Source organism: Halobacillus litoralis (assembly GCF_009856445.1).
Classification (GTDB): Bacteria; Bacillota; Bacilli; order Bacillales; family Halobacillaceae; genus Halobacillus; species Halobacillus litoralis.
Genome location: NZ_WMFA01000012.1, coordinates 39,670 through 64,731, shown reverse-complemented (window position 1 = coordinate 64,731; position 25,062 = coordinate 39,670). Strand labels below are relative to the sequence as shown.

Annotated in this window: 26 protein-coding genes, 1 tRNA gene, 1 riboswitch and 1 other annotated feature; of the genes, 10 read left to right on the top strand and 17 right to left on the bottom strand. The window is 42.7% G+C overall.

Annotation, left to right across the window (positions count from 1 at the left end):
- Nucleotides 1–24 precede the first annotated feature (24 nt).
- From GLW00_RS18170 to GLW00_RS18160, 3 genes are all read left to right on the top strand, one after another.
- Nucleotides 25–825, top strand: a complete 801-nt coding sequence (locus GLW00_RS18170) for a DUF4397 domain-containing protein (RefSeq protein ID WP_160916457.1) — start codon at nt 25–27, stop codon at nt 823–825.
- Nucleotides 826–1,506: a class F sortase gene (locus GLW00_RS18165; protein WP_160916455.1), complete on the top strand. Its 681-nt coding sequence runs from the start codon at nt 826–828 to the stop codon at nt 1,504–1,506.
- A 274-nt stretch (nt 1,507–1,780) separates the two neighbouring features.
- A complete protein-coding gene (locus GLW00_RS18160) occupies nt 1,781–2,329 on the top strand; it encodes a GNAT family N-acetyltransferase (protein ID WP_160916453.1) in 549 nt (182 codons plus the stop codon).
- A gap of 192 nt (nt 2,330–2,521) precedes the next feature.
- Here GLW00_RS18160 and GLW00_RS18155 read toward each other — a convergent pair whose 3' ends face one another.
- The 4 genes from GLW00_RS18155 to GLW00_RS18140 all read right to left on the bottom strand — a co-directional run bounded on the left by GLW00_RS18155 (nt 2,522) and on the right by GLW00_RS18140 (nt 5,867).
- Entirely contained in the window at nt 2,522–3,193 is a 672-nt protein-coding gene (locus tag GLW00_RS18155; protein WP_160916451.1) for an RsiV family protein, read from the bottom strand.
- Nucleotides 3,194–3,314: 121 nt separating this feature from the next.
- Entirely contained in the window at nt 3,315–4,319 is a 1,005-nt protein-coding gene (locus tag GLW00_RS18150; protein WP_160916449.1) for an aliphatic sulfonate ABC transporter substrate-binding protein, read from the bottom strand.
- Nucleotides 4,320–4,336: 17 nt separating this feature from the next.
- A complete protein-coding gene (locus GLW00_RS18145; RefSeq protein ID WP_160916448.1) occupies nt 4,337–5,095 on the bottom strand; it encodes an ABC transporter permease in 759 nt (252 codons plus the stop codon).
- Entirely contained in the window at nt 5,079–5,867 is a 789-nt protein-coding gene (locus GLW00_RS18140; protein ID WP_202412565.1) for an ABC transporter ATP-binding protein, read from the bottom strand. The genes GLW00_RS18145 and GLW00_RS18140 overlap by 17 nt, the downstream gene beginning before the upstream one ends.
- 207 nt (nt 5,868–6,074) lie before the next feature.
- On the opposite strand from GLW00_RS18140, the gene GLW00_RS18135 reads away from it, so the two are divergent.
- Together GLW00_RS18135 and GLW00_RS18130 are read left to right on the top strand one after the other, a co-directional pair.
- A complete protein-coding gene (locus GLW00_RS18135) occupies nt 6,075–6,434 on the top strand; it encodes a Lin0512 family protein (protein ID WP_160916446.1) in 360 nt (119 codons plus the stop codon).
- A gap of 120 nt (nt 6,435–6,554) precedes the next feature.
- Complete coding sequence (locus GLW00_RS18130) at nt 6,555–6,914, top strand: Lin0512 family protein (protein WP_160916444.1); 360 nt, start codon at nt 6,555–6,557, stop codon at nt 6,912–6,914.
- A 43-nt stretch (nt 6,915–6,957) separates the two neighbouring features.
- Here GLW00_RS18130 and GLW00_RS18125 read toward each other — a convergent pair whose 3' ends face one another.
- The 6 genes from GLW00_RS18125 to GLW00_RS18100 all read right to left on the bottom strand — a co-directional run bounded on the left by GLW00_RS18125 (nt 6,958) and on the right by GLW00_RS18100 (nt 12,841).
- Nucleotides 6,958–7,632 carry a TraR/DksA C4-type zinc finger protein gene (locus GLW00_RS18125; protein ID WP_160916442.1) on the bottom strand — a complete coding sequence of 225 codons (675 nt, stop codon included), beginning with the start codon at nt 7,630–7,632 and terminating at the stop codon, nt 6,958–6,960.
- Between the two features lie 679 nt (nt 7,633–8,311).
- Nucleotides 8,312–9,448 (bottom strand): bifunctional cystathionine gamma-lyase/homocysteine desulfhydrase, encoded by a 1,137-nt coding sequence (locus tag GLW00_RS18120; RefSeq protein WP_160916440.1) that lies wholly within the window; start codon nt 9,446–9,448, stop codon nt 8,312–8,314.
- Nucleotides 9,449–9,452: 4 nt separating this feature from the next.
- Entirely contained in the window at nt 9,453–10,370 is a 918-nt protein-coding gene (locus GLW00_RS18115; RefSeq protein WP_160916438.1) for a PLP-dependent cysteine synthase family protein, read from the bottom strand.
- Nucleotides 10,371–10,391: 21 nt separating this feature from the next.
- Nucleotides 10,392–10,853, bottom strand: a complete 462-nt coding sequence (locus GLW00_RS18110; protein ID WP_160916436.1) for an S-ribosylhomocysteine lyase — start codon at nt 10,851–10,853, stop codon at nt 10,392–10,394.
- 4 nt (nt 10,854–10,857) lie between these two features.
- On the bottom strand, nt 10,858–11,499 hold the full coding sequence (locus GLW00_RS18105) for a class I SAM-dependent DNA methyltransferase (protein WP_160916434.1): 642 nt from the start codon (nt 11,497–11,499) through the stop codon (nt 10,858–10,860).
- A gap of 169 nt (nt 11,500–11,668) precedes the next feature.
- A complete protein-coding gene (locus tag GLW00_RS18100) occupies nt 11,669–12,841 on the bottom strand; it encodes a DEAD/DEAH box helicase (RefSeq protein WP_160916433.1) in 1,173 nt (390 codons plus the stop codon).
- A 368-nt stretch (nt 12,842–13,209) separates the two neighbouring features.
- Here GLW00_RS18100 and GLW00_RS18095 point away from each other — a divergent pair, with 368 nt between their 5' ends.
- A complete protein-coding gene (locus GLW00_RS18095; RefSeq protein WP_160916431.1) occupies nt 13,210–14,397 on the top strand; it encodes a M14 family metallopeptidase in 1,188 nt (395 codons plus the stop codon).
- An 89-nt stretch (nt 14,398–14,486) separates the two neighbouring features.
- Here GLW00_RS18095 and GLW00_RS18090 read toward each other — a convergent pair whose 3' ends face one another.
- From GLW00_RS18090 to GLW00_RS18080, 3 genes are all read right to left on the bottom strand, one after another.
- Nucleotides 14,487–14,825 (bottom strand): hypothetical protein, encoded by a 339-nt coding sequence (locus GLW00_RS18090; RefSeq protein WP_160916429.1) that lies wholly within the window; start codon nt 14,823–14,825, stop codon nt 14,487–14,489.
- Nucleotides 14,826–14,930: 105 nt separating this feature from the next.
- Nucleotides 14,931–16,304, bottom strand: a complete 1,374-nt coding sequence (gene argH, locus GLW00_RS18085) for an argininosuccinate lyase (protein ID WP_160916427.1) — start codon at nt 16,302–16,304, stop codon at nt 14,931–14,933.
- Complete coding sequence (locus GLW00_RS18080; RefSeq protein ID WP_160916425.1) at nt 16,297–17,532, bottom strand: argininosuccinate synthase; 1,236 nt, start codon at nt 17,530–17,532, stop codon at nt 16,297–16,299. Before GLW00_RS18080 ends, argH begins: the two co-directional genes overlap by 8 nt.
- Before the next feature lie 52 nt (nt 17,533–17,584).
- Nucleotides 17,585–17,797: a binding site (T-box leader), on the bottom strand.
- A 384-nt stretch (nt 17,798–18,181) separates the two neighbouring features.
- A riboswitch (PreQ1 riboswitch) is annotated at nt 18,182–18,226 on the top strand.
- Between the two features lie 86 nt (nt 18,227–18,312).
- Here GLW00_RS18080 and queC point away from each other — a divergent pair.
- Genes queC through queE form a run of 3 tightly spaced genes read left to right on the top strand, consistent with a single transcriptional unit; the run spans nt 18,313 to nt 20,166 of the window.
- Entirely contained in the window at nt 18,313–18,978 is a 666-nt protein-coding gene (gene queC, locus GLW00_RS18075; protein ID WP_160916424.1) for a 7-cyano-7-deazaguanine synthase QueC, read from the top strand.
- The gene (gene queD / locus GLW00_RS18070; RefSeq protein WP_160916423.1) at nt 18,978–19,445 is read left to right on the top strand and encodes a 6-carboxytetrahydropterin synthase QueD; all 468 of its coding nucleotides are present in this window, start codon (nt 18,978–18,980) and stop codon (nt 19,443–19,445) included. Before queC ends, queD begins: the two co-directional genes overlap by 1 nt.
- A complete protein-coding gene (gene queE / locus GLW00_RS18065) occupies nt 19,438–20,166 on the top strand; it encodes a 7-carboxy-7-deazaguanine synthase QueE (protein ID WP_160916422.1) in 729 nt (242 codons plus the stop codon). Before queD ends, queE begins: the two co-directional genes overlap by 8 nt.
- Before the next feature lie 42 nt (nt 20,167–20,208).
- Here queE and GLW00_RS18060 read toward each other — a convergent pair whose 3' ends face one another.
- The 3 genes from GLW00_RS18060 to GLW00_RS18050 form a co-directional block, all read right to left on the bottom strand.
- Nucleotides 20,209–20,376 carry a YqaE/Pmp3 family membrane protein gene (locus GLW00_RS18060; protein ID WP_146818851.1) on the bottom strand — a complete coding sequence of 56 codons (168 nt, stop codon included), beginning with the start codon at nt 20,374–20,376 and terminating at the stop codon, nt 20,209–20,211.
- Nucleotides 20,377–20,383: 7 nt separating this feature from the next.
- Complete coding sequence (locus GLW00_RS18055) at nt 20,384–21,127, bottom strand: phosphatase PAP2 family protein (RefSeq protein WP_160916421.1); 744 nt, start codon at nt 21,125–21,127, stop codon at nt 20,384–20,386.
- Nucleotides 21,128–21,360: 233 nt separating this feature from the next.
- A complete protein-coding gene (locus GLW00_RS18050) occupies nt 21,361–22,605 on the bottom strand; it encodes an L-lactate MFS transporter (RefSeq protein ID WP_326316875.1) in 1,245 nt (414 codons plus the stop codon).
- A 368-nt stretch (nt 22,606–22,973) separates the two neighbouring features.
- Between GLW00_RS18050 and GLW00_RS18045 the strand changes: the two genes are divergently transcribed.
- Nucleotides 22,974–23,046 (top strand) — tRNA-Ala (locus tag GLW00_RS18045).
- A gap of 168 nt (nt 23,047–23,214) precedes the next feature.
- Here the strand turns inward: GLW00_RS18045 and GLW00_RS18040 are convergent.
- Complete coding sequence (locus GLW00_RS18040; RefSeq protein WP_160916419.1) at nt 23,215–24,627, bottom strand: sodium:solute symporter family protein; 1,413 nt, start codon at nt 24,625–24,627, stop codon at nt 23,215–23,217.
- Nucleotides 24,628–25,062: the final 435 nt, after the last annotated feature.

Genomic DNA, 25,062 nt, shown 5'->3' with positions numbered 1-25,062 from the left:
ATAAAAAATTTAAGGAGTGGGAACATGAAAAAATTATTTTCTTCATTAGCTGCTGTTGTTTTGATTTTGGGAATCTTCGCACCTTCTGTATTGGCTGACAGCCACGATCAGAACGCCATGGTCCGCGTTCTGCACGCATCACCTGACGCCCCTGCCGTTGACGTGTATTTGAATGATGAAGCTGTTGTTGAAGGTGCTGAATTTAAAGCAGCTACCGATTACTTGGAAGTGCCAGCCGGCGAACATACAGTAGAGATTTATGCAGCTGGAACAAAAGGTGAACAAGAACCTGTCATTTCAACTACAGTAAATGTAGAAGCAGGTATGGCTTATACAGCTGCAGCAATTGATAACTTAGAAAACATCCAATTGAAGGCCATCCAAGATTCTACAGAAGCAACCGAAGGTAAAGCCAAAGTCCGTGTCGGTCACTTCATTCCTGGTGCTCCTGCTGTTGATGTAGGTACAATTGGTGGGGATGCTTTATTCTCAGGTGCCGAATTCCCAATGGTCACTGATTATATGGAAGTTGATCCAGGTTCCTACGACCTTGAAGTGCGCACAACAGATGGAACGCAGTTGATTGACCTTTCAGGTACAAACCTTGAAGCAGGAAAAGTTTACAGTGCATTTGCTGTTGGAACTGCAGATAATCCAGAAGTTTTGCTTCTCCAAGACTCTGCTGCTATGCCAACCATGATGCCTGCCACTGGTTTTGGCGGAGCCGCTGATTCCACATCAAACGCTTGGATGTATGCTGCTCTTCTAGGTGTACTAGCCATGGGTGCTGGCTTTATGCTGACACGTAAGCGCTCAGAAGCATAAATGGTAAAAAAACTTTTCCCTTTAGCCCTGGGTCTCCTCGTATTTCTCATCAGTTTTCAATGGCTGAATGAAGAACCTGCAGAGGAACCCAGGGTTCTTTCTACATCTGAAACCACACGCACCCAAGGTGTAGAAGTTAAAAAGGAGTCTCTAGTCAGTGATCAATTAGAGAAGGCACCAATCAAAAAAAATTACACGCCTGCAGTACAGGCTTCATCTGAACAATACGGCATCACGCCTGACCGAATTGAAATTCCTTCGATAGATGTGGACGCTTCCGTTAAGGCTCTCGGGTACACACCAGATGGAGGAATGGCGGTACCGAAAAGCTTAACTGATGTCGGATGGTTTGAACCAGGGACAATGCCTGGAAACCAAGGAAATGCAGTCATTGCAGGCCATGTAGATGGCAATAGCGGGCCAGCTGTTTTTTATGACCTTAAAGATTTGAAACCAGGAGATGAAATTCATGTGTATGATGAAAACATGAAACTTACGTTTGAAGTAAGCAGAATTGAATCTTATCCTTACCAAGATGCGCCGATCAGGGAAATCTTCGGTCCCTCAAATTCACACGGTTTGAACCTCATCACTTGTACGGGACCGTATGATAAAGAAGCCTCCACTTATTCAGAGCGACTAGCTGTATTTTCCGTTTTAACAGATCAACAAAAACTATAGGAATTTGTAAAAAAATCCACGTCCATTTTACAAAGTTTTTATTCACTTTTTTCTTCGAGTGGATTATTATAAGTTTAGATGATATTTTATAAGCTTTTGGTGTAGGGAAGGCAAATGGTGCGCCACCAGTCATGGCACTGGTTCTAGTGGGTTCGATTCCCACCCCGAATTTTTGTGAGCAATTGATAAAAATTCGAGGGTGGTCCGAACCGGCCAGTGAACGCCTATTTCCTATGCGTTTGGACCACCCTCCTCATTCAAGGAGGGATTTTTTATGCTAAAAAAGCGTGACTTACATGACGCCCCGGTTTTATTTGAGTTGATGAGCCACCCTGAAGTGTTTCCATACGTCCGTCACAAAGCATCTTCCAGTGACGAGTTCTACTTTTTGACCAAACAAACCATAGAAGCTGAAGATCGGGGGGAATTGGTTTCACGTACCATCCTTGATGAGTGGGGGCAACCTATTGGCACCATCAACCTTTTCGATATACAGGAAAATAAAGGCTTTTTAGCTACCTGGATCGGGCAGCCTTTTTTTGGGAAAGGATACAATAAACTGGCTAAAGAAGCGTTTTTTGAGGAATTATTTTTCCAATTGGATATTGAAGCTATTTTTATGAAAATCAGACGTACCAATGTCCGATCAATGAAAGCAGCTTTAAAAATTCCTTATGTATCCATGGGAAACGAAACTTACCCTGAAGTGCTTTCTTGGATTAACCGTACAGATGATGTGTATGATTTGTATGTCATTACAAAAGATCAATATTTATTCCATTATTACGGAGAACAAAATGAAGAAGAAATGTTGGAAGCATAAGCATCGCTTATGCTTCTTTTCTATGTTATTAACATTATCCACAAGGTTGTGCACAGTGTGAGTAAATAGATAAAACCATTGGTGTACAAATATTTAAGCGAGTCACCTCTTGTGGGTAAACCCCTCTTGCACACCTGTGGATTATGTGGATATAACCTGAAAATTGCTCTAATACAAGATTCCATTTGTGGATCATGTATAGGAAGGTAAAGGAGGCACTTTTTTCTCTAATTCTTCCTTAAGCAGCCCCTTTAAAGGCACTGAAATCTCAGGAGTTCCATGGACACCAGCAGCGACCTCAAATTTATTAAATACCAGCACAAGGCGATCATCCTTCACATAAAAAGCTGTGTTATCTCTCACCCCAGCAAATGGCTCTTGCAAGTACATATCGGGATCAGCTTCCAACGCTTTCTTCACTTCCTTATTTAACCGGCCGATATAGACAAGGTCTTTCAATTTTTTTATTGAACCCCCTTGATTATCTTGGAAGTTAATGGAAGTGACCGTGGAATTATAGCGATTCCCTCTGGAGATGTGAGAGGTCATCACGACAGAGTAAAAAGTCTTCTCTTTATACACCGTTGTCTCTTCATAATAAAGATAAGGGACACCCATCATTTCCCCCGCTCCCCTTTTTACGTCTCTTAACGTATCTTCGAGTTTTTGAACGATTTGGAAATTAACTGTATCCTGGAGACCTTTACTTTCTAGATGCTCAAACCTTGGATAATCGACATGAACTTCCCAATCTTCCGTAATTTTATCTTTATGGACGATTTTATATTCGCTTTCAGCTGTCACCGACTGCCCTGTAATGAAAAGTGTTGCAAAGATGAGAAAAACGATTAAAAAGCGCTTCAAAAAGCATCCCTCCTGTACTTTTTAGTTTGACCTAAATCGCAAAAACTAAAGGGATGTTTTCAATATTATTCTTTTTAAACTCAAAAAAAGAGACGGGGAAAATTCCCGTCTCTTTCCTTCTTTAATCAAGAAAGCTTGTGTCCACTAAACCAGTCAAGTCCGGCTTTTCTTTTAAAAACTCAAGGTCATAGGAAGAATCAGCGAACTTCTGGAGGTGTTCTTCATTCACATCATACGTGAAATCGATACGCTCCCAGGCGCGGTCAATGACCTCTTTAGATAGTTCTTGATCCGTAATGTCTTTGATTTTATCAATAGCGATCTGTTTTGCTTCTTCCGGATTTTCATTTATAAAGTCTGTCGCTTTTTTGTGGGCTTCTACAATGCTTTCCACCATATCAGGATTCTCATCCACCAGTTCTTGAGAAGTAACGAACACGGCTGCTGGCAAGGTTTCCCCAAAAGCAACCTCTGGTGTATCAACAAGGACCTTACCGCTTCCTTGTTCTTCTATAGAAGAGGCCCATGGTTCAGGTACAGTCGCAACATCAACATTTTTTGTTTCAAACAAGCTTGCATAAGTCGCAGGCTTCCCTGTCACGTGCTTCATTTCTCCATCAATGCGGTCGGAGGTCAAACCGAATTCCTCTTTCATCATCGTTTCAAATTGTACATCGTGTGTACACCCTACTCTTGGAGAAACAAATGTTTTACCTGCTAAGTCTTCAGGAGTTTCAATATCCGCTCCTTCTCTGGCCATAATTACTGTCCCACCTGTAGATCCTGCTGCAACCACGTTTATTTCTGCTCCACTTGTAAAGTGATTCATTGCTGGTCCAGGACCGACTAATCCTCCCTGGATTTCCCCCGTTTCTATAGCTGTCATGAACGACGAGCCATCAGGGAAGTATTGATACTTCACTTTTGTTCCGTCCGGCAAAGTTTCAGAATACAAATCCTTCGTTTCTGCCACCATACCTGCTACATGGTTGATGTTCGGGAAATAACCAATGGTAATTTCTTCTGTACTGTCAGCATTATCAGCATTCGCTCCCGCATCACTACCGCAGGCCGCGAGCACCAAACTCATGACAGCAAGAAAAACAATCGATAACCACTTTTTCATTTCTTCTCATCTCCTATCTATGATTTCAATAAACCCCAGCGTTTCCTTACATTTCTTTCTAGCTTAGAAAAGACAACTTGATCGACTACTGCACCGATGACACCAATGATAATAATAATGGCAACCACTTGATCCATACGCGCGTAGTCCTGAGCGTATCGTAAAGAGTATCCCAATCCAGGACCATTGCTTAACAACTCTCCAGCCATCAGAGCTCTCCAACTGAAAGCCCAGGCTAGTCTGAGACCTGTCATAAAATACGGAATACTTGATGGAACTTCTACTCTGAAAAACAAGGGAATCCCATTGGTTCCCATCGTTCGCGCTGCACGTACCAATTGCGGGGGGACGCTATAAATTGCTGTCCGTACGTTCAGTGCCATGACGAATGTACCACCGAGGACCACGACGAATACCACGGCAAATTCAGAAAAACCGAATAGCATGATGGCAAGTGGCACCCAAACAATGCTCGGAATACTCTGCAAAGCAATGAGGTACATGCCTGCTGTTTCATCTGCCTGCTTCGATTTCCCCAGCAGGACGCCAATGACCGTTCCAAACAGGATGGCAAGTGACAAACCCATAAATAAGTGACGAAAACTTGCACCCAATGCCTTTATGAAGTCCCCATCAGCAAATCCTTCATATAGGGCACCACCTACTTGGATCGGTGATGGAAAAACAATATCTTCAAATACACCTATAGAGTAAACCAACTGCCACAATCCTAAAACGACAACTAAAAATCCAATTCTTTTAATAGCTAGCTTCATGATGAAGTTCTTCCCTCAATACTTTGTTAATTTCACCTTCCAGTAGATCCATGACCTTTCGCTCAAGTTCGATGACTCTTTCATCATCCCGCTTCCTAGGGCGTGGAAGGTCTATGGAAAAGTCAGCGATGATCCGCCCCGGCCGCGTCCCCATCACAACGACTCGATCAGATAATTTAATCGCTTCCTGAATGCTGTGGGTCACGAACAGGATTGTTTTTTGGGTTTCCTGCCAAATCTTCATCAATTCTTCATGAAGAATGTGTCTCGTCTGTTCATCCAAGGCACCAAAAGGTTCATCCATGAGCAGCACTTTAGGATCCATGGCAAGTGCTCTTGCAATCGCTACCCGCTGCTGCATCCCTCCAGAAAGTTCATGGGTATAATTTTCTTTGAACCTGCTGAGGTGGACCATCTGCAAAAATCGATCCGCCCGTTCCTCTATCTCGTTTTTTGCCCCATGCCCTTTCAAAGGAAAAAGAACATTTTCCTTTACATTCAGCCATGGAAAAAGCGACGGTTGCTGAAAGACCATCCCACGGTCAGGCCCCGCCTTTTTGATTTCTTTCCCCTCCAACTTTATGGATCCTGATGTCACATCCTCCAAGCCTGCAACCATTGAAAGAAGTGTTGATTTCCCACAACCGGAAGGCCCAAGGAGTGAAACGAATTGGTTTTCTTCAATATTCAAATCGATTTCAGAAAAGACCTCAAAACCACCAGATTCTTTATCATTGAAGGTCTTTCCAACTTCCTCCATCTTTAAAAACAATATGCCACACCCTCATCATTATAATTCCTATAGAAATAGTATGTTTTATGATTATGTTATTAGATTATACAGTTAAACAGAATATTGTGTCAATGAACTCTGGTTATTCCTTCCTCTGCCTTTACACTCTTCATGTTTCATTTCATTTTTTACGTGTTAAACAATGAATAAAGGATCAAATATTATTTCCGAAAGGTGGTTTATCTAATGGATCAAATTATTTTCATTCAGACAGGTACTGGAATTGATGTGCATGGTCAGGATATAACAAAGGCATCTATTCGCGCGATTGAAAATGCGATCCACTCAAATTCTATGCCAGGAGTTCAGGAAGCATTGCCTGAAAGGTCGATGGAGAATATGAAAACCACTGTTAAACTAGCCTTGCCTAAGGATATTGATGAACTAAACCACAAGAAAATAAAAGAAAAGATTCCATATGGACAGGTTGAAATTAAGTTGATGGATGGCGGAATGCGCACGACAAGCGGCATCACTTTAAACGAAGAAGGAGATCATAACGATCAAATGTATATTGTCAATGCCGCTGTGGAAGTTGGGTATTGAGATTTAAAAAGTCAGGGAGTGCCCTGACTTTTTATATGAAGAAGCAATTGTGTCAGGCAAATCAAAGAAGCCGTTTTTTACATTATGGTATGATGAAGAAAAAGAAAAGGTGGAATATTAATGGATCATTTGATGTTTATTCAGACAGGAATGGGAACAGATGTACATGGTCAGGATGTGACAAAAGCTTCAATTAGAGCTATCAAAAATGCTATACATACCAATTCCATGCCAGGAATCCGCTCTGTTCTACCAGAACAATCCTTAGATAATATGAAGATTACCGTCAAGCTCGCTCTTCCATGCGATTTCGATCAACTGGACCATGAGGAAGTGAAAAAAGCCATCCCTTACGGTGATGTGAAAATCATAGTGATGGAAGGCGGTATGCTGACAACAAGCGGAATTGTACTAGAAGATAAAGAAGATAAGAATGATCTGATGTACATCGTGAACGCAGCTATTGAAGTAGGATATTAATAAAAAACCTGAGAGTATTTCATTTACTCTCAGGTTTTTTGCTTCAGTATGAGTCTTCCGCTTCGTCCTGACTATCCATATATTTATCGTAATGTTCATTGCGTTGAAAGCTAACTCCATCAGGACCTGTATAACCGTTCATATCTGTAGAAACAAACGGTTCAAATTCCTCTACATATCCCACGCCATCCTCATTGTCCATTAGAGATGAACCATCATACGTCATACTGCTTTGATTAAATGATGCGACCTGTTCATACGCATTTTGCTCATTATATTCAGGATCATCATGATTCCTTCCATAATTAGCTTCTAAATCCGAAAGAACCTCTTCTTCTACTGGCCGATCCATGGAAACATCCTGGTTGGAGGACGCCGAAGCAATTGTTCTTGCGGTAGGAATAGCTTCCAATCGCTCTTTAGGAATTTGCTCTCCCGTTTCCTCACAAATTCCATAAGTTCCTTTATCCATTTGTTTAAGGGAATATTGAATGTCAGACAATTCTTCTTTTAAATGGCCAAGCAAGGCGATATCTTTTTCTCTTTCATATAGTTCGGTTCCTGAATCGGCTGGATGGTTATCATATTGTGACAATTCACCCGATGCCATGTCACTTGCAAAACCACGTTCCAACCCGTAATGGTCATTGTCCATTAAGCGCTGCTCGATCTCTCTTTTTCGATCTTCCAGTTGTTTTTTATAATGAGTATAATCCATATTGTTTTTCCACTCCTGATTGAATTTCCTTTTTAGTGTGGCTCAGGCGTGAATGAGCTATGCAAAAGGCACTCATATTAAAGTAAATGGCAAGATTGTGGAAGACTCAGTTTCGAGACTTTTCGGGGGTCGTTTGCTTAGCTTAGCGTTAGGGGTGGCTGGGAAGCTACTCGCTTTCCTGTGGGGGAGTGCCGAGCTTCCTCGGGCTACGCCCTGCGGGATCTCGCCGATCTCCTTTCTCCCACGGGAGTCTCGCAGCTTCCCAACCACCCCATTTGATGAAGGGGATAACGAACCCTTATACCAAGTTGGAAGGTCTCCCACTTTCCTGATTGTTGTAGGCAGAAAACGCTCTGTATCAAGCTTTCAGGGTTCAATTACCTCGACTTGGGAGTATTATCCTTATACTCTCTTCACACAGAATAGCTGATTATTAAAGAAGTGGTTTCGAGAACCTTCTATGGTAAAGGGGCGGAGGGGAATGGCGAGACTCCTGCGGGAAAAAAGTGCTTGGTGAGACCCCACAGGACGCAGTCCGAGGAGGCTCACCGCGCTCCCGCGGAAAGCGAGCTATTCCCCGCAGCCCCATCTACCCAACAGAAGTCTCGAAACTGAGTCTTCAACTAAAGGGAGCGTTTGTGGAAAAAAAGGAGCACTGATGTAGTGCTCCTTTCCGCGGTTATTTTCTTAAGGCTTGGAGAAAGTCTTCTTTAAGGTCTTCAATATCTTCAAGGCCAATGGATACGCGGACGAGTCCATCTGTAATACCCAGTTCTGCACGTCGCTCTTTAGGAATAGAAGCGTGAGTCATCATTGCAGGGACTGAAATGAGACTTTCTACAGCCCCAAGACTTTCTGCCAACGTGAAATATTTTACGTTCCGGAGAACCTGGTCCGCTTTCTCTCCACTGCCGACATCAAAGCTGATCATCCCCCCGTTACCACGCGCTTGTTTTTGATGTATATCGCTTCCTTTATGCTGGTCGAGGCCGGGGTAATAAATATCTGTCACTTCCGTGAGATCTTGCAGAAACTCTACGAACTGACGAGTGTTCTCCTCAATTTCTTCCATGCGGATCCCAAGTGTTTTAATTCCTCTCATAAGGAGCCACGAATCCTGAGGTCCTAAAACTCCCCCTGTAGAATTCAATACAAAGTGGACATCTTCCGCCAACTGCTCATTGTTTACAACGACGAGACCAGCTACGACATCGCTATGTCCTCCTAAATATTTGGTGGCACTATGCAAGACGATATCCGCACCTAGTTCAATCGGATTTTGCCAATATGGCGTGCTAAAGGTATTATCAACGATAAACGTCAAGTCTTTTTCCTTAGCCAGATCAGACACTTTTTCTAAGTCTGTCACTTTAAGTAACGGATTGGTAGGTGTTTCCACATAGATCGCTTTTGTACGATCGGTGATGGCTGATTTAATATTTTCCACGTCGCTTGTATCAATGAAGCTTGCTTCTAGTCCAAAACGGTTGATGATCTTAGATACAAGACGATACGTTCCACCATACACATCGTCGGTGAAAATCACATGATCTCCATGATTAAAAGTCATAAGGACTGCTGTTATGGCGGCCATACCTGATCCAAAAGCGAAACCTTTGTGTCCGCCTTCTAAATCCTTGATTAGTTCTTCCAATGCAAAACGCGTCGGATTTCCTGTTCGAGAGTATTCATATCCTCGGTGCTGACCGACTCCGTCTTGCTTGTAAGTACTTACCTGATAAATAGGGACGCTTACAGCTCCAGTCTTTTCATCCCCTGTGATCCCCCCGTGGATCAGCTGTGTTTTCTTCCTCATATCCTCACTCCTCATATATACCTTGACTTAAATAACGTTCGCTACTGTCTGGAAAAATGGTTACGATTTTTGCTCCCGGCTTCGCCTGTTCGGCTTCTCTCAACGCAGCTTCAAAGGCCGATCCAGATGAACTGGCTACGAGCAAACCTTCTTTTAAAGCAAGCTCCTTCACACGGCGGAAAGCTAGCTCATCAGAAATGGTATGAACCGAATCAAAATAATCAACGTCCATATAGAAAGGAATAAACTCCATCCCTATGCCTTCTGTACGATGTGGTCCAGCTTCTCCTCCGTTTAAAATGGAGCCTTCCGGTTCAACGATTACGGTTTTGACATTCTCCATTCGACCTTTTAAATACCGGGAAGTCCCCATAAATGTCCCACCAGTACCAGCACCAGCGACGAAAATATCAAAATCTCCATCCATATCCTTATAAATTTCCGGCCCGAGGGTTTCATAATAAGCTTCTGGATTCGCTTGATTATGAAACTGCTGAGGGCTGAAAGAATGAGGGATTTCTTTACACAGTTGTTCTGCCTTCTCTATGGCACCCTTCATTCCTTTTTCAGTAGGAGTATTTACGACTCTTGCCCCTAGTGCTCTCATCAGGGTCTGTTTTTCCTGACTGAATTTTTCCGGTGTAACAAAAATGACGGTGATTCCTCTTCCAATCGCAGCCAGCGCAAGACCAATTCCTGTATTACCCGCCGTGGGTTCAATAATCGTCCCCCCAGGCTTTAATAATCCACGTTCTTCCGCATCCTCAATCAGTTTTAAACCCAGGCGGTCTTTGATACTACCGCCTGGGTTCATGAATTCAAGCTTGGCAAAAATTCTAGCTTGATTCGGGATTTCGGAATGAGTGAGTTCGATCATCGGTGTCTGACCAATTAGTGATTGTATATTCTTCACGTAACCCATCGCATCCTCAACTCCCGTTAGTTATTGAAAAACTTCCGTCCATTCTTCACGTTTTTCAAGTAATTCTTTCGCCAGTTTCTGTGCGCCTTCCAGACTGTGACTTGCAGCAAATCCACACTGGACTTCGTTGCATGCAGGAACTTCGTTTGCTTCCAACACATCTTGAAGAGTCTTCTCAATGACATTCAGCACGTTCTCATAGCTATCGTCATTAAGAATGGCAATATAAAAACCTGTCTGGCAGCCCATCGGCCCAATATCCACAATTCGGTCATGGTGATTTCGGCTGTTTTCTGCCATCAAATGCTCCAGGGAATGAAGGGCCGGCATATCCATATGTTCCTGGTTCGGCTGTTTGATACGAAGATCGTATTTATAAATTTTGTCTCCCTTTTCTCCTTCGGTCACTCCTACTAAACGTACGTAAGGCGCACTGACTTTCGTGTGGTCAAGGTTAAAGCTTTCAACGTTCATTTTTGGCATAGGTTCATTCTCCTTTTTTCGCCTGAATGAGCCAGGCGTATTTGTTTAGTTGTTCAAAAGTTACCTCGAATCCGTTTAGGACAAACATCTCTCTTAGTTCTTCTAGAAATGGGTAGTATTCTTCCTGCAAATCCTGTGCTAAATTTAAAAACCCTTGTTTTTCGGCAGCTTTGATTAGCTGTTGTTTATGTTCCTCGTCTTTAAAGATGGTATCTATAAAAACTACTTCCCCCTCATCTTCAAGACGATCTCGAAAGCTCTGGATAGCTTCAACTTTCTCACTAGTCGTCAAATGATGAAAAGCGAATGAACTGATAATGGACCGGATAGGCGTTAAGAGTTCCGGATACTCCAGAAAGTTTCCATCATAGATAGCAGCTTCCGGGCATTTGACTTTAGCGATTCTCCGCATTTCAGAAGATGGCTCAATCCCAAGTACGACCTTGTTTTGATCGATCACCTTCCTCGTCAAATTTGCTGTACCCACTCCGAATTCCATGACAGGGGATACGGAAAGCTCGGCTAAACGCTCCAACATTTCATCGTACCCTTCAAACACTTCACGATATTCCGGATCTTTACCAGCTACTGTATCGTCATATGAACTTGCCCATTGGTTGAACAGGTCGACGAATTCCATCCCCATAAATTTCATCTCTCCTCATTATTTATAATTCCAATGCGTTAACTCGGAATTATGTTTATAATGTATCATATTTCAAAACTCCCCTCAATGTTATTCTTTTTTAAACAGTAATTTTTTTCTGATAAAAGACCAGCAAAAAACCAGAGTCTAGAAGCGACTCTGGTTTCGTTTATCTTCTTCGTTTTTTAGGGCGGGGCGCTTTTTCTTCCTCTTTATCTCTTTTTCCTAAAGAAAGATTCTCCATAGATCTTCTTTCTAACTTTTGTTTGATGTGCTGTTCAATTTGTTTAAGCGCTGGCTTATCTTTAGGCGCGGCAAAAGTAATCGCCAATCCCTTGCCACCAGCTCTCCCAGTCCTGCCGATTCGGTGGATATAACTTTCAGGATCCTGGGGAATGTCATAGTTGAAAACGTGAGTGATGCCCTCTACGTCGAGTCCCCTGGCTGCTACGTCTGTAGCAACAAGATATTGAATTTTAGCATCACGGAATCGCTGCATCACTTTCTCCCTTTTGGCTTGAGAAAGATCTCCATGCAGCTCATCTGATTCATATCCTTTGGCAGTCAGCGCATCATTCAGCTTTTTCGCTCTGCGCTTAGTTCTACAGAAAATGACCGCAAGAAATGGTCTGTGTTCACTCATAATTTGGATAAGAGAATCTTGTTTTGCTCGATCGGTCGTTTCATATAACAGTTGCTTAATATTGGAGACCGTCACTTTTTCCTCTTTTACTTCAATCCGTTCTGGGTCATGTGTGATTTTCTTTGCTAATGAATGGACTTGTGAGGTGATTGTCGCTGAGAATAACATCGTTTGCCTTTCTGACCCGCACTGACTGATAATATCCTGCACATCTGGGAGAAACCCTGCTTCCAGCATTTGATCGGCTTCATCGATGACCAACTGATGGATATGAGTCAGTTCTACAGTTTCCCGTCTTAAATGATCCAATAAACGACCTGGAGTTGCGATGACTACATGGGCTTTGCCATTCAATTTATTCGCTTGTTTTGCTACATCCTGACCACCATACACCGCCAGCACATGAGTTTCCTCATTTTTAAGCTTGTTCACTTCATGAGTAATCTGCAGTGCAAGCTCTCTCGTAGGAGTGATGATGACTGCTTGAACTGCCTCAGAAGATGGATCAATTTTTTCTAAGATCGGCAATACAAAGGCGAAAGTTTTCCCCGTTCCTGTCTGAGCTTGAGCAATAATATCTTTTCCATCCATTAAAGGCGGAATCGCACGTTCCTGAACAGGAGTCGGCGAGGCAATCCCCTGCCGCTTCAGTTTTTCGGTCAACTCTTTCGATATTCCTAATTTTTCAAATGGTTTCATCTATTTTTCACTACTTTCAATAAAATTAAATCCGACATTCATTCCGCATAGGCTCCCTTTAGTGGAAGACTCAGTTTCGAGACGATTGTGTGGATCTAGGCTCTGGGAAAAGGTTGGCTTTCCATGTGGCGGGCGGTGAGCCTCTCGCGGAAAGCGAGTTATTCCCCGCAGCCCCATCCACTCAACGAAAGTCTCGAAACTGAGCCTTCAACTATCCTGCCAACTCGTTGAATATGGCCATTCCTTTATTGTACCTGAAAAAGGATCGTTATGTTAGGATTCGTGAAAATTGATTGAGAGATGTTTGTTCATCAATTCAGCCATTTTCCATATAGTTATAAAAAGGACTGTTATAAAAGGGGGCTCCTATGGACGTTAAAGTAAGAAGTGGCGACACCCTGTGGTACTACTCAAACCTTTTCAACGTACCGTTGGATTTAATCATAGATTCGAATCCACAAACGGGACCATCTTCTCTTCAGATCGGACAAACCATTCGCATCCCTGGCTATGAAACGAGCCAGTACCGGGTACAAGCTGGCGATACCTTTTGGAAAATTGCCAGTGAGCGTCGAATCTCTTTGGACGCCATCGCATTGTTAAATCCTTCTGTCAATCCTAGAATGCTGCAAATCGGTGGGATTTTATCCCTACCCGTTCAAATATCGTATCGTGTCGTCGATGGAAACCGCCCTTATGACTTTAATGTATTAACAAATGATTTAAATGAACTTTACGAATTATATCCATTCATTAGGAGACAGACGATTGGAAATAGTGTGATGGGGAAAAATCTTGTAGAACTTCAAATCGGCCGTGGTCCGAAAGTAGTTCATTGGAATGGTTCATTCCATGCAAATGAATGGATTACCACTGCCGTCATCATGCAATTTTTAAATGACTACTTGCTTGCTTTAACTAATAAAGAGACCATTCGAGGGTTAGAAATTCATCCTTTTTACGATGAAGTGACACTTTCCATTGTTCCTATGGTTGATCCTGATGGCGTTGATCTCGTTCTGAACGGACCACCTGATGGGGAATTTGGAGAGTTGGCATTAAGCATCAATGATGGGAATACTGATTTCTCCGGATGGAAAGCAAATATACGGGGAGTGGATTTAAATAATCAGTATCCAGCTAAATGGGAAGTGGATGCTGCAAGGAAACCGACTTCCCCTGCACCAAGGGACTTCCCTGGTTACCAACCGTTAACAGAGCCTGAGACAGTTGCCATGGCTGAGCTTGCGGGTGCCCGTAACTTTGAAAAAATGTTGGCTTTCCACACACAAGGAGAAGTGATTTATTGGGGGTACGAAGGACTTGAACCCCCTCGTGCCATGACGATTGTCAATGAGTTTGAAAGAGTAAGCGGATACAAACCCATCCGTTATGTAGATAGCTTTTCAGGCTATAAGGATTGGTTTATTCAGGAATTTCGGCAACCGGGATTTACTGTAGAATTAGGGTTGGGGGTAAACCCTCTCCCCCTCGAACAGTTTGATGAAATCTACCAGGAAGCGATAGGGATTTTTTTGGCAAGTTTATACATGTAGACGTACTCAGCATCAACGCTTGACCACTTTGTCACTTTCCACTGCAAACCCCCTGCGGGCTTAAATGTCTTCGCAGGGGGTAGCTGTTTTTAAAAGTCTTTTTTGTCCATATGACCATTGTGCTCCTTGATCACTTCAACAGCTCGATCGTACTCTTCTTCTTTAATAGAAAAATGAAGCACGTGAGTTAAATGCTTTTTATCAGAAAGTGCACTATCCTTGTCATGTTTAGGTGAGACAACCTCTGTAAAGTTGAATGTTCCTCCCCCGGAATTCGTTGATCCTGCCACAGGAACAATTGGAGTCATATCTGTATCCTCAGGGATTGCTTCTACTGTATCCTGCTCGACCGATAAAGGTTGTAACGATGCTTTTGCACTTTCTGCATCATTTTCAGTTGAAAAATAAGCTTGAATGGTTTTTGCCATACGATCATCCCTCTCTCTATAAGGTGGTATGGTTATATTATCCTTCCCTTCGGCTTTTCAAACCTTTGACTCCTTCTTGATGCGGACATACAAAAAACACCTCTATTAAGAGAGGTGTTCTTTTGCGAGTTGAATTTGCTTTCGCACTTGATCGAAACCTGTTCCACCCTCACTGTTCCGTGCAGCCACGACTTGATTCGGGTTCAGTTTTTCGAAAATATCCACTTCAAAGAGCGAGGAAAAATCCTGGTATTCCTCCAAGGTTAAATCCAACAAGTATTTCTTTTGTTGAATTGAATACAAAACAATTTTCCCGATCACTTCATGCGCTTCTCTGAACGGCATTCCTTTGACGGCCAAATAATCAGCGATATCTGTGGCATTCGAATAGTCTTCATTGACAGCATTCTTCATTTGATCCCCTTTGACCTGCATTGATGCAAGCATCGGGGCCAGCAGCGATAATGCTCCTTCAAGGGTTTCAACTGTATCAAACATCCCCTCTTTATCTTCCTGCATATCTTTGTTGTAAGCGAGAGGCAGTCCTTTAAGCAATGTAAGCAATCCCATCAAATGGCCATAGATCCTACCTGTTTTTCCACGGAGAAGTTCAGGTACATCAGGGTTTTTCTTCTGAGGCATGATGCTTGACCCCGTACAAAAAGCATCATCCAATTCAACAAACTGAAACTCCTGGCTTCCCCACAAAATCAGCTCTTCAGACAAACGTGAAATGTGTGTAATCATAATAGAAGAAACAGATAAAAACTCAAGAATGAAATCACGATCACTGACAGCATCTAATGAATTCGGATAAGGCTGATCGAACCCTAAAGCATCCGATGTCATTTGTCTATCAATTGGATAAGGTGTCCCCGCAAGAGCCGCAGCTCCAAGCGGAGACCAGTTGACCCGCTTCAAACTATCCTGCAAACGATCCTTATCTCTTTCAAACATCCAAAAATATGCCATTAAATGGTGACCAAACGAGACGGGCTGAGCGCGCTGCAAGTGGGTGTAACCTGGTAGAATCGTCTCCACATGATTTTCCGCCTGTTCAACCAGGGAAGATTGAACGGCTTCTACAAGCTCCATCAATCCTTTTGTTTTTTCACGTAAATAAAGGTGCATGTCTGTGGCCACTTGATCATTCCGACTTCTGCCGGTATGCAACTTTCCACCAACAGGTCCAATCTCATCAATGAGCAATTTTTCTATATTCATGTGAATATCTTCATGCTCCACAGAAAAGGTGACGTCCCCATTCTTCACTTTCTCTTGAATCGCAAGTAACCCTTCCTTTATTTGAATCACTTCGTTCATTTGAATAATGTCGCAGGCACCAAGCATTTCCACATGAGCCATACTACCCTCGATATCCTGAAGCGCAAGTTTTTGATCAAAGTTGATGGAAGAGGTGTACTCTTCCACCAACTTATTTGTAGGCTTTGTAAACCGACCGCCCCACAATTTAGTCATGCTGGCTCACCACCGCTTGATCCAGTAACTTCTCTCCTTTATGAACGTCCGCATGTACTTTCGTCGGCAATCCCCATAACTTAATGAACCCGACAGCGGCATTGTGATCAAACGCATCTTCTTTTGAATAGGTGGATAGCTCTTCATTATACAGACTTACCGGTGATTTCTTACCAATCACGGTGTGGTGGCCCTTGAACAACTTCACTTTCACCGTACCGGTGACGACCTGCTGCGTAGAGTCAATGAATGCAGATAGAGCCGGTTGTAGTGGGGAATACCATAAACCATCGTATATGATCTTGGAAAGCTGCTGATCCACACTTGCTTTATATTGGGAAACTTCTCTTGTTTGTGTCAAAAATTCCAGCTCTTTATGGGCATTGATTAAAATCATTGCTGCAGGGTTTTCATAAACTTCTCTTGATTTAATTCCTACCAGACGATTTTCAGTATGATCAATTCTGCCAACCCCATGCTTGCCACCAAGTTCGTTCAAGTACTCAATTAAAGGCACAAGATCCATTTTCTCACCGTTTAATGAGACAGGCTTTCCTTCAATGAAATCAATCTCAATGGTCTCCGGCTGATCGGGAGTCTCTTCAATTGGATTGGTCCAGGCATATGCAGCTTCTGGAGCTTCTTTCCAAGGATCTTCAAGGACTCCAGCCTCACAAGCACGTCCCCAGATGTTTGCATCAATAGAGAATGGGTTTTCAAGATTGACAGGAACCGGTATCCCTTTCTCTTCTGCGTAAATGATTTGTTCATCACGTGTCATTCCCCATTCACGAACAGGGGCGATAACTTCAAGATCAGGATTCAACGCTTGGATAGAAACCTCAAAACGGACCTGATCGTTCCCCTTTCCTGTACAACCATGAGCGACAGCAACCGCCCCTTCCTGCTCTGCCACTTCAACGAGCAGTTTAGAGATGAGCGGACGAGATAGAGCAGAAGATAATGGATATTTCCCTTCATACAGCGCATTCGCTTTTAAAGCCGGCATCAAGTATTCCTCAGCCAATATCTCTTTGGCATCTACCATAATTGCTTTGATTGCTCCTACATCCAGCGCCTTTTTACGAATCGTTTCCAAGTCTTTCCCTTCACCGACATCCAATCCTAAAGCAATGACATCATACCCATACTTTTCTTGGATCCACTTTACAGAAATCGATGTGTCCAATCCACCGGAATAAGCTAATACTACTTTTGGTTTTGTCATATGAATAACCTCCTCAATTATTGTCCATAAAAAAATCCGTCTCCTACCTGGGGTAAGAGACGGATTTTGAATCATCCGCGGTGCCACTCTCATTGTCTGTATATCAGACCAACTCGAAGCTGATAACGGGGGCTCCCGGTTCTGGCTACTCTTTTCACCGAACATCTCAGAAGTGCGTTTCCGTATCAATCCGTCACCAGGCTTCCACCGCCCCCGGCTCGCTGTCGATCAGATTCATACGTACTTTCTTCGTCCATGAATGTATTTTTATAACTAATTGTTTATAATTATACAAAATCATATGCAGAAGTCAACACATAAAATACATTCAAATAAAAAGTTTTTCAGATTACCATTTTCATAACCCCTTCATACACAAACGCTCCCTTTTCTTGAAGACTCGGTTTCGAGACTTTTGTTGTGTGGTTCTAGGGGCTCCGGGAAAAGGTTCGCTTTCCATGGGGCGGGCGGAAAGCGAACCTTTTCCCGGAGCCCCCATCCACTCAAAAAACATCTCGAAATCAAGTCTTCCACAATCCTGCCATATTGTTTAATAAAGCTGATGCAGGTAATTGAATAGGTCAGGGTTTCCAGGGGCATATTCTCGTGTTAAGATGAGTAGGGTAAATTAAATAAAGTCTGCTTCAGGGCAGGAGAGGTTCTAGCGACACCCTCTATAAAAAACTAAGGATGGAACTGTACCTTGCCTTAGGTACGGTTTTTTTAATGGTTTTGGGTGTGTAGAATTCTCTTTTTCGATGATGAAAGGAGAATTTTTTTATGGAAAAAAATAATAAAGCGGTGGTTGTATTCAGCGGTGGACAGGATAGTACGACTTGCTTGTTCTGGGCATTGAAGAAATTCGAATCTGTGGAAGTCGTTACGTTCGATTACAACCAACGTCATAAAGAAGAGATTGAAGTGGCGAAAGAAATTGCTGATGATCAGCAGGTGCGTCACCATATCCTTGATATGTCTTTGCTTAACCAACTCGCTCCTAATGCGTTAACCAGGGATGATATTGAAGTGAAAGATGGCGAAGATGGGGAACTTCCTTCAACCTTTGTGCCGGGTAGGAATCTATTATTCTTGTCTTTTGCTACCATTCTTGCGCGTCAAATCGGAGCGAAACATATTGTTACAGGTGTCTGTGAGACTGACTTCAGTGGTTATCCAGACTGTCGTGATGTTTTTGTAAAATCCTTGAATGTAACACTGAATTTGTCAATGGATGATGAATTCGTCATTCACACCCCTCTCATGTGGCTCGACAAAGCGGAAACATGGGAAATGGCTGATGATTTGGGTGCTTTCGAGTACGTCCGTGAGAAAACATTGACTTGTTACAATGGTATTCGCGGTGATGGATGCGGCGAATGCCCGGCTTGTGAACTTCGAAGAAACGGCCTCCATACTTATATTGCAGAAAAAGAGGGGGCTGAATAATGTACGGATTCACGATTGTAGAAAACTTGCAGAAAATAGATCAAGACATCAAACGTCACGAGTTAAAGTACCATCAAAAACGTGTACTCGTCAGTAAAGAATTCACCTTTGATGCTGCTCACCACTTGCACTGTTATGAAGGGAAGTGTAAAAACCTTCATGGACATACGTATAAAGTGATTTTTGGTGTCAGCGGCTTAGTCGATGATATTGGGCTTGTCATTGATTTCGGTGATATCAAGAAAATCTGGAAGGAACAGATTGAGGTCCACCTCGATCACAGGTATTTGAACGATACACTCCCAAACATGAATACGACAGCTGAAAATATGGTCGTTTGGATTTATGAGAAAATGGAAGATGCTTTGAAAGACGATCCGAATCAGTGTCGTGTTGAGTTTGTAAAACTTTATGAAACACCGACGAGTTTCGCCGAAGCAAGACGGGAGTGGATGAGAGATGAATAAATTCCCGGTTCTCGAAATTTTTGGTCCTACCATCCAAGGTGAAGGAATGGTGGTGGGTAGAAAAACGATGTTTGTGCGTACGGCAGGGTGTGATTACAGTTGTGCGTGGTGCGATTCTGCCTTTACATGGGACGGAAGCGCCAAGCATGACATCGAACGGTTAACTTCAGAAGAAATTGTGACTCGACTGATCAAAACGGGTGGAGATCAGTTCGATCATGTTACGATATCCGGTGGTAACCCTGCCCTTTTAAAAAATCTCCATGAGCTTATCGTTCCTCTCCATGAAAGAGGAATCGAGGTAGCTCTTGAAACACAGGGCAGCCGTTGGCAGGAATGGTTCCCTCAAATTGATGACCTGACCATATCTCCTAAACCACCCAGCTCTAAAATGAAGACGGATTGGAACGTTCTGGATGATATCTTGTATCGTTTGGAAACCGCTGGACGCCTTCAGAACACGAGTTTAAAAGTGGTGATTTTTAATAAAGATGACTTGACCTATGCCGAAGAAGTCCATGAAAGATACCCTCATGTCCCCTTCTTTTTACAAGTCGGAAATGATGATCTGGAAGAAAACGAAGCAGGAACATTAGCCAGTCACCTCCTTGACCAATATGAATGGCTCATCGAACAGGTTGTCGCCTCATCCAAGCTGAATAAAGTGCGCGTTCTCCCTCAAGTACATGCCCTTGTCTGGGGGAATAAACGAGGAGTTTAAAAGAAAAAGCCTGACAACATTACCTCTGTTGTCAGGCTTTTTTCATCCACGTTTCTTGCTGTCATAATGCCCTTTCACCACTACGGCAGCATGTACCGCTCCTGGGACATAAAAAATCAAAGTTAAGATTAAATTCAATAGCGCCTTTAACGGTTTCCCTGTAAACAAGACAGCTAATGGTGGTAAGAATATGACTAATATATATAACATGATTGAATCACCCTTTCTCCTGCTTCCTTTCAGTTTTCCCTTTTACGAGGTTTTGAACACTCCCGGATTGTCTTCTTCTTTGATTCCATATTGTGATTTCCAGTGCCGCTATACAAACGAGCAGCCATGCAAGACCGAATAGCATGCCTCCAAAGACATCTGTGAAAAAGTGTACACCGAGATAAATCCGAGAAAGACCGACAAGGACAATTAATATCCCCAGCGCTACATTTATGGTCCATTTCACCTGTTTCTTCAATGGACTGATGACAATTAAGTAAATGAGAAACCCGTAAAAAACAACAGAACCAGTTGTATGTCCACTCGGAAAGCTGAAACCAGTTCCATCATACTCCGCCAACACTTCTGGACGTTGGCGCTCAAAAGTCACTTTCAGCAATTTAGTCAATGCACTAATGCCGAGCATTACGATGGCAAAATAAACACCTACCCATCGGCTGAAGGGAGAAAAGAACAGAAGAAAGATGAGCAGTGCGATCGATGCTATGGTTATAAATAAAACAGACCCCAATTCCGTGATCCATCCCCAAAACGCATCCATCCACGGAGTAGTGATAGATCTCACTACGTCTGTAGCTGCTTGGTCTACAATGAATTTCTCCTGTTCAAGAACTTCTGCCGCAAGTTCAGTGAAAAAATAAACGGCTCCGCCTACCAGGGCGAAGCCCGTCAAAATAATGATAATAGAGGCTTTCGAAAGGTCTGAAAGCTTCGTTCCTGAAAACAACATCACAATTCCTCCTGACTGACATGAACTCTTAATTCCACCTTTCCCCTAATCCCTAGGGGTTAACCTCGAATTACAAACCTCGATACTCTTTAATATTAAGGATATTTTTTTGAAAAACAGAGCTCTCTCCCTCTATTCTTATAATCAACTGCCGCCCATTTCATGCCCCTAACAAATGTTACACAAAAAAGAAACTCAAAGACTATCCTTAGCCTCCGAGTTTCTTTTTTTATTTATGCTGTTTTTTCTTTGTTTATTAACGCTTTTCGCTTTTTCCGTTCATCGACCTTGGTCAGAATGGAAACCACCAGGGCCACGACAAATAAACCAGAGAAGAAAATGAGGCTGTTCTCATAGCTTCCAGTCGTATCTTTCATCCAAGCTGCAAAGATGGGCCCGGCAAGTCCAGCGGCCGCCCATGCTGTTAGAATATAACCATGAATGGCGCCAAGTTCTTTTGTTCCAAATAAGTCCCCAATGAACGCGGGAATGGTTGCAAATCCGCCTCCATAACAAGTGTAAATAATAGAAAATGCAATGACAAAAATCCACGTGGCGGTTGTCCAAGGCAGAACAAGGAATAAACCGATCTGCAGAACAAAGAAGGTGATATACGTGTTTGCACGACCTATATAATCAGAAGCACTTGCCCAACCGATTCTTCCAAGCCCATTAAAAATGCCCATTACACCCACGAGAGTGGCTGCAGTGGCTGTCGTTACCCCGACACTTTCCTCCAATAATGGCTTAGCCGCAGAAATAACAGCAATTCCACACGTGACATTAATAAACAACATCGTCCAAAGGTAATAAAAACGCTTTGTCTTCAATGCTTCTTTTGCACGTAAGTTTGCCAAATCTTGATTTTTGGTATCCGTTTCCTTATCTGGATCATAACCTTCAGGTGTCCAGCCCTCAGGAGGGCGTGACATGTAAAGGGACGAACCAATCATAACGACAAAATAACTGATACCTAGAATATAAAAGGTGGCTGCGATTCCAACTGAATTAATAAGAAAGTCCATCAACGGGCTGGCAATAGCTGCTGCAAAACCAAAACCCATAATCGCCATCCCCGTTGCAAGACCTCTACGGTCAGGGAACCATTTTACTAATGTAGAAACCGGTGCGATATAACCAACACCTAAACCTATACCTCCAAGAACCCCGTAAAATATGTACAGCATCCATAGTGAACCTGCGTTAACGGCGATTCCTGACCCAGCCACACCAATCCCGAAAAAGATAGCAGCTGTAATTCCGGCGACCCTCGGTCCATATTTTTCAACGAACCAACCTAAAAAGGCTGCAGATAATCCTAAGAATAAAATGGCAATACTAAAAGTCAATTGTACTTGACTAGCTGACCAGCCAAATTCTTCGCTCAGTGGACCTGTAAAGTTACTCCAGGCGTAAACAGATCCGATAGAAATATGAATCCCCACCGCTCCTAAAGCGATCAACCATCTGTTTTTCACTTTTCTTTCTGACATTTTTTCACCCCTTTTTCATTAATTACCTGTCTTTTTCCTGTAATCTCAATTTCTAAACAATTTTCCATATATTATGACACATTCTGACTAGCCTGGAATATTTCCTGGAAAATAAAAAACACTTCCCTAAGAGGTAGTGTCTATTAAATATAATCTTAGGTAATTCCGTTTTGTGACGTTTGTGTGATTCTAAGAGATCTATGAAAAGGTTTGTGATGCTTCATCGCATACTCGCGTCATAAGCAGACCAGCGAAGCACCCTCGATCCAATATCCATTGTTGGAAAATGAATTCAAAAAACTCTTGATTTTTCCTGACTCTCTATATACAATAATAATTGTCGAAAAACATACGGGGCATTAGCTCAGCTGGGAGAGCGCTTCGCTGGCAGCGAAGAGGTCAGCGGTTCGAGCCCGCTATGCTCCACTACCAACAGCCACCATTTCCATCATCTGGAAATGGTGGCTTTATTTATCCTATCAGGCTTTTTTAACACCCTTATCACTTTTATAAGATCCGAATTTCATCTTATAAAAGTGATTTTGAAGAAAGCTTAATACAAAAAAGCCTCCCTATTTGGGAGGCTTTTTTGTATTATGAAGCTTTTACAGCCTTTTCAGCTTGAGTTCCAGATGTTGTCAATAACGTTGCTACAATCAATACAATAACCGCAACAGGTACAGCAACAACTACACTGTTCACTTCAAATGGCTGGCCTAGAATAATTTCCCATGTCAATGTAGCCAGCACACCAGCGATCATGGAAGATACACCACCTATCGCATTGACGCGCTTCCAGAAGAATACGGCAAGTACCGCAGGGGTTAAACCTGCACCATAAACGGTATAAGCATACATTTGCACACTTAATACTGTAGGGAAATAACTGATGATTACGAAGGCGAATACACCCAGCGCAACAATGAATATTCTTGTCATAGCAAGAAGCTTTTTGTCAGACGCATCCTTATTCACATAATTAGCATAAAGGTCATAAGTCAAGTTCGTTGCTGCAGACAGTAAGTAAGAGTTCCCTGTAGTAATGATGAAGGAAGCTGCTGCTGCCAGCAGAATACCACCGATAGCGATTGGCATAGCTACTGTAGTAGCCATCAACGCCATTCCTGGATCAATATCCGGGAATATGGAACGGGATGCAAAAGCGATCAATGAAATGGATGGTGAAATGACGATCATCGCAATCAGCCACCCCATTTGCGCACGCTTCGCGGATTTATCTCCTTTGGAAGATGCGAGACGCTGATACATGTTTTGGTCACCCAGTAATAAGAACAAAGAAGGCAACAGATAACCGATCATTTGAATCGTCGTCAAACCACCCGTAGCACTCATGTGAGACTCAGGAACATTAGCGACGATTTCACTCCATCCACCTGCAACCATAATGATTGTAGGGACAGTAATGATCAAACCTCCGACCATCAAAAATCCACTGATGGCGTCCGTTTGGGATACTGAACGAAGTCCCCCGATCATGGCAAGGAAGATAATCATGGCAGCACCAATCATCGTACCTGTCTGCACAGTCATCCCTGTTGTTAAGTTAAGAATGAATCCGAAACCTTTCATCTGATAAGAAACGATACCGACATACGCAAGGATGATAATAACACTCGCAATGTTACGGGATGTACGCCCATATTTCGACTCTAAAATACCGGCAACGGTGAATTTTCCGTGTTCGCGGATTTTAGGTGCGACGACATAAAGAATGATAATACCGATTAACGTTGGGAGCATCATCATCAAAGAAGGAAGAATACCATAGGAGAAAGCCATCGACGTTTCTCCGCCGGAAATACTTCCGCTGCCTGTCCATGTGGCCAGAAGCGTTCCCATCAATACAAAAGGTCCTAAGCTTTTACCGGCTAAAACGAAATCTTCACTACCGGCTACTTTTTTCGACATGAATACACCAATGCCGACCATTAATATTCCATAGATTGCTATAAACCATAACAAAGTTGGATCTTGTTGCAGTTCCATAACTACTGAATCATCTCCTGATGTTTTTTGTTGGCTGGTTCTTGTTGAGCTGTTCAATTAAAAACATCGGCCGATGTGAAATCGCTCTTTGAACACAACGATAATAAAACTAACATAGATTTTAATTTTGTGAAAATGGCAAGTAGATAGCTGAAAAGGGGCTATTCTCCGCGTTTTTAGAGGATTCCATTTTTTCACATACCCTTATGAAAGCGATAACCACACCCTTTCAAAGAATTGCTTTATTCTTACGAAATTTCTGTTAAATACGCAATTCCTCGACAGAATTTTGTAGTAAAATTAGTTCTAATTACCCACACAAATCACCAGTTACAGACTGTACGAAAAGAAGAATGCCCTTCTATCCCCAACACATGCTAAGCGATTTAAATCAGGAAGTTTGGATAAATCACCATTGAGTTTAGAGCTTTTGCT

Coding starts and splice junctions, on each gene's coding strand:
- queC (WP_160916424.1), top strand. CDS start 18,313: ATGGAAAAAAATAATAAAGCGGTGGTTGTATTCAGCGGTGGACAGGAT.
- GLW00_RS18130 (WP_160916444.1), top strand. CDS start 6,555: ATGGATCATTTGATGTTTATTCAGACAGGAATGGGAACAGATGTACAT.
- GLW00_RS18110 (WP_160916436.1), bottom strand. CDS start 10,853: ATGCCAAAAATGAACGTTGAAAGCTTTAACCTTGACCACACGAAAGTC.
- GLW00_RS18160 (WP_160916453.1), top strand. CDS start 1,781: ATGCTAAAAAAGCGTGACTTACATGACGCCCCGGTTTTATTTGAGTTG.
- GLW00_RS18080 (WP_160916425.1), bottom strand. CDS start 17,532: ATGACAAAACCAAAAGTAGTATTAGCTTATTCCGGTGGATTGGACACA.
- GLW00_RS18105 (WP_160916434.1), bottom strand. CDS start 11,499: ATGGGGATGGAATTCGTCGACCTGTTCAACCAATGGGCAAGTTCATAT.
- GLW00_RS18120 (WP_160916440.1), bottom strand. CDS start 9,448: ATGAGGAAGAAAACACAGCTGATCCACGGGGGGATCACAGGGGATGAA.
- GLW00_RS18095 (WP_160916431.1), top strand. CDS start 13,210: ATGGACGTTAAAGTAAGAAGTGGCGACACCCTGTGGTACTACTCAAAC.
- GLW00_RS18135 (WP_160916446.1), top strand. CDS start 6,075: ATGGATCAAATTATTTTCATTCAGACAGGTACTGGAATTGATGTGCAT.
- queD (WP_160916423.1), top strand. CDS start 18,978: ATGTACGGATTCACGATTGTAGAAAACTTGCAGAAAATAGATCAAGAC.
- argH (WP_160916427.1), bottom strand. CDS start 16,304: ATGACTAAATTGTGGGGCGGTCGGTTTACAAAGCCTACAAATAAGTTG.
- GLW00_RS18040 (WP_160916419.1), bottom strand. CDS start 24,627: ATGGAACTGCAACAAGATCCAACTTTGTTATGGTTTATAGCAATCTAT.
- GLW00_RS18055 (WP_160916421.1), bottom strand. CDS start 21,127: ATGTTGTTTTCAGGAACGAAGCTTTCAGACCTTTCGAAAGCCTCTATT.
- GLW00_RS18125 (WP_160916442.1), bottom strand. CDS start 7,632: ATGGATTATACTCATTATAAAAAACAACTGGAAGATCGAAAAAGAGAG.
- queE (WP_160916422.1), top strand. CDS start 19,438: ATGAATAAATTCCCGGTTCTCGAAATTTTTGGTCCTACCATCCAAGGT.
- GLW00_RS18090 (WP_160916429.1), bottom strand. CDS start 14,825: ATGGCAAAAACCATTCAAGCTTATTTTTCAACTGAAAATGATGCAGAA.
- GLW00_RS18100 (WP_160916433.1), bottom strand. CDS start 12,841: ATGAAACCATTTGAAAAATTAGGAATATCGAAAGAGTTGACCGAAAAA.
- GLW00_RS18145 (WP_160916448.1), bottom strand. CDS start 5,095: ATGAAGCTAGCTATTAAAAGAATTGGATTTTTAGTTGTCGTTTTAGGA.
- GLW00_RS18165 (WP_160916455.1), top strand. CDS start 826: ATGGTAAAAAAACTTTTCCCTTTAGCCCTGGGTCTCCTCGTATTTCTC.
- GLW00_RS18150 (WP_160916449.1), bottom strand. CDS start 4,319: ATGAAAAAGTGGTTATCGATTGTTTTTCTTGCTGTCATGAGTTTGGTG.
- GLW00_RS18060 (WP_146818851.1), bottom strand. CDS start 20,376: ATGTTATATATATTAGTCATATTCTTACCACCATTAGCTGTCTTGTTT.
- GLW00_RS18115 (WP_160916438.1), bottom strand. CDS start 10,370: ATGGGTTACGTGAAGAATATACAATCACTAATTGGTCAGACACCGATG.
- GLW00_RS18170 (WP_160916457.1), top strand. CDS start 25: ATGAAAAAATTATTTTCTTCATTAGCTGCTGTTGTTTTGATTTTGGGA.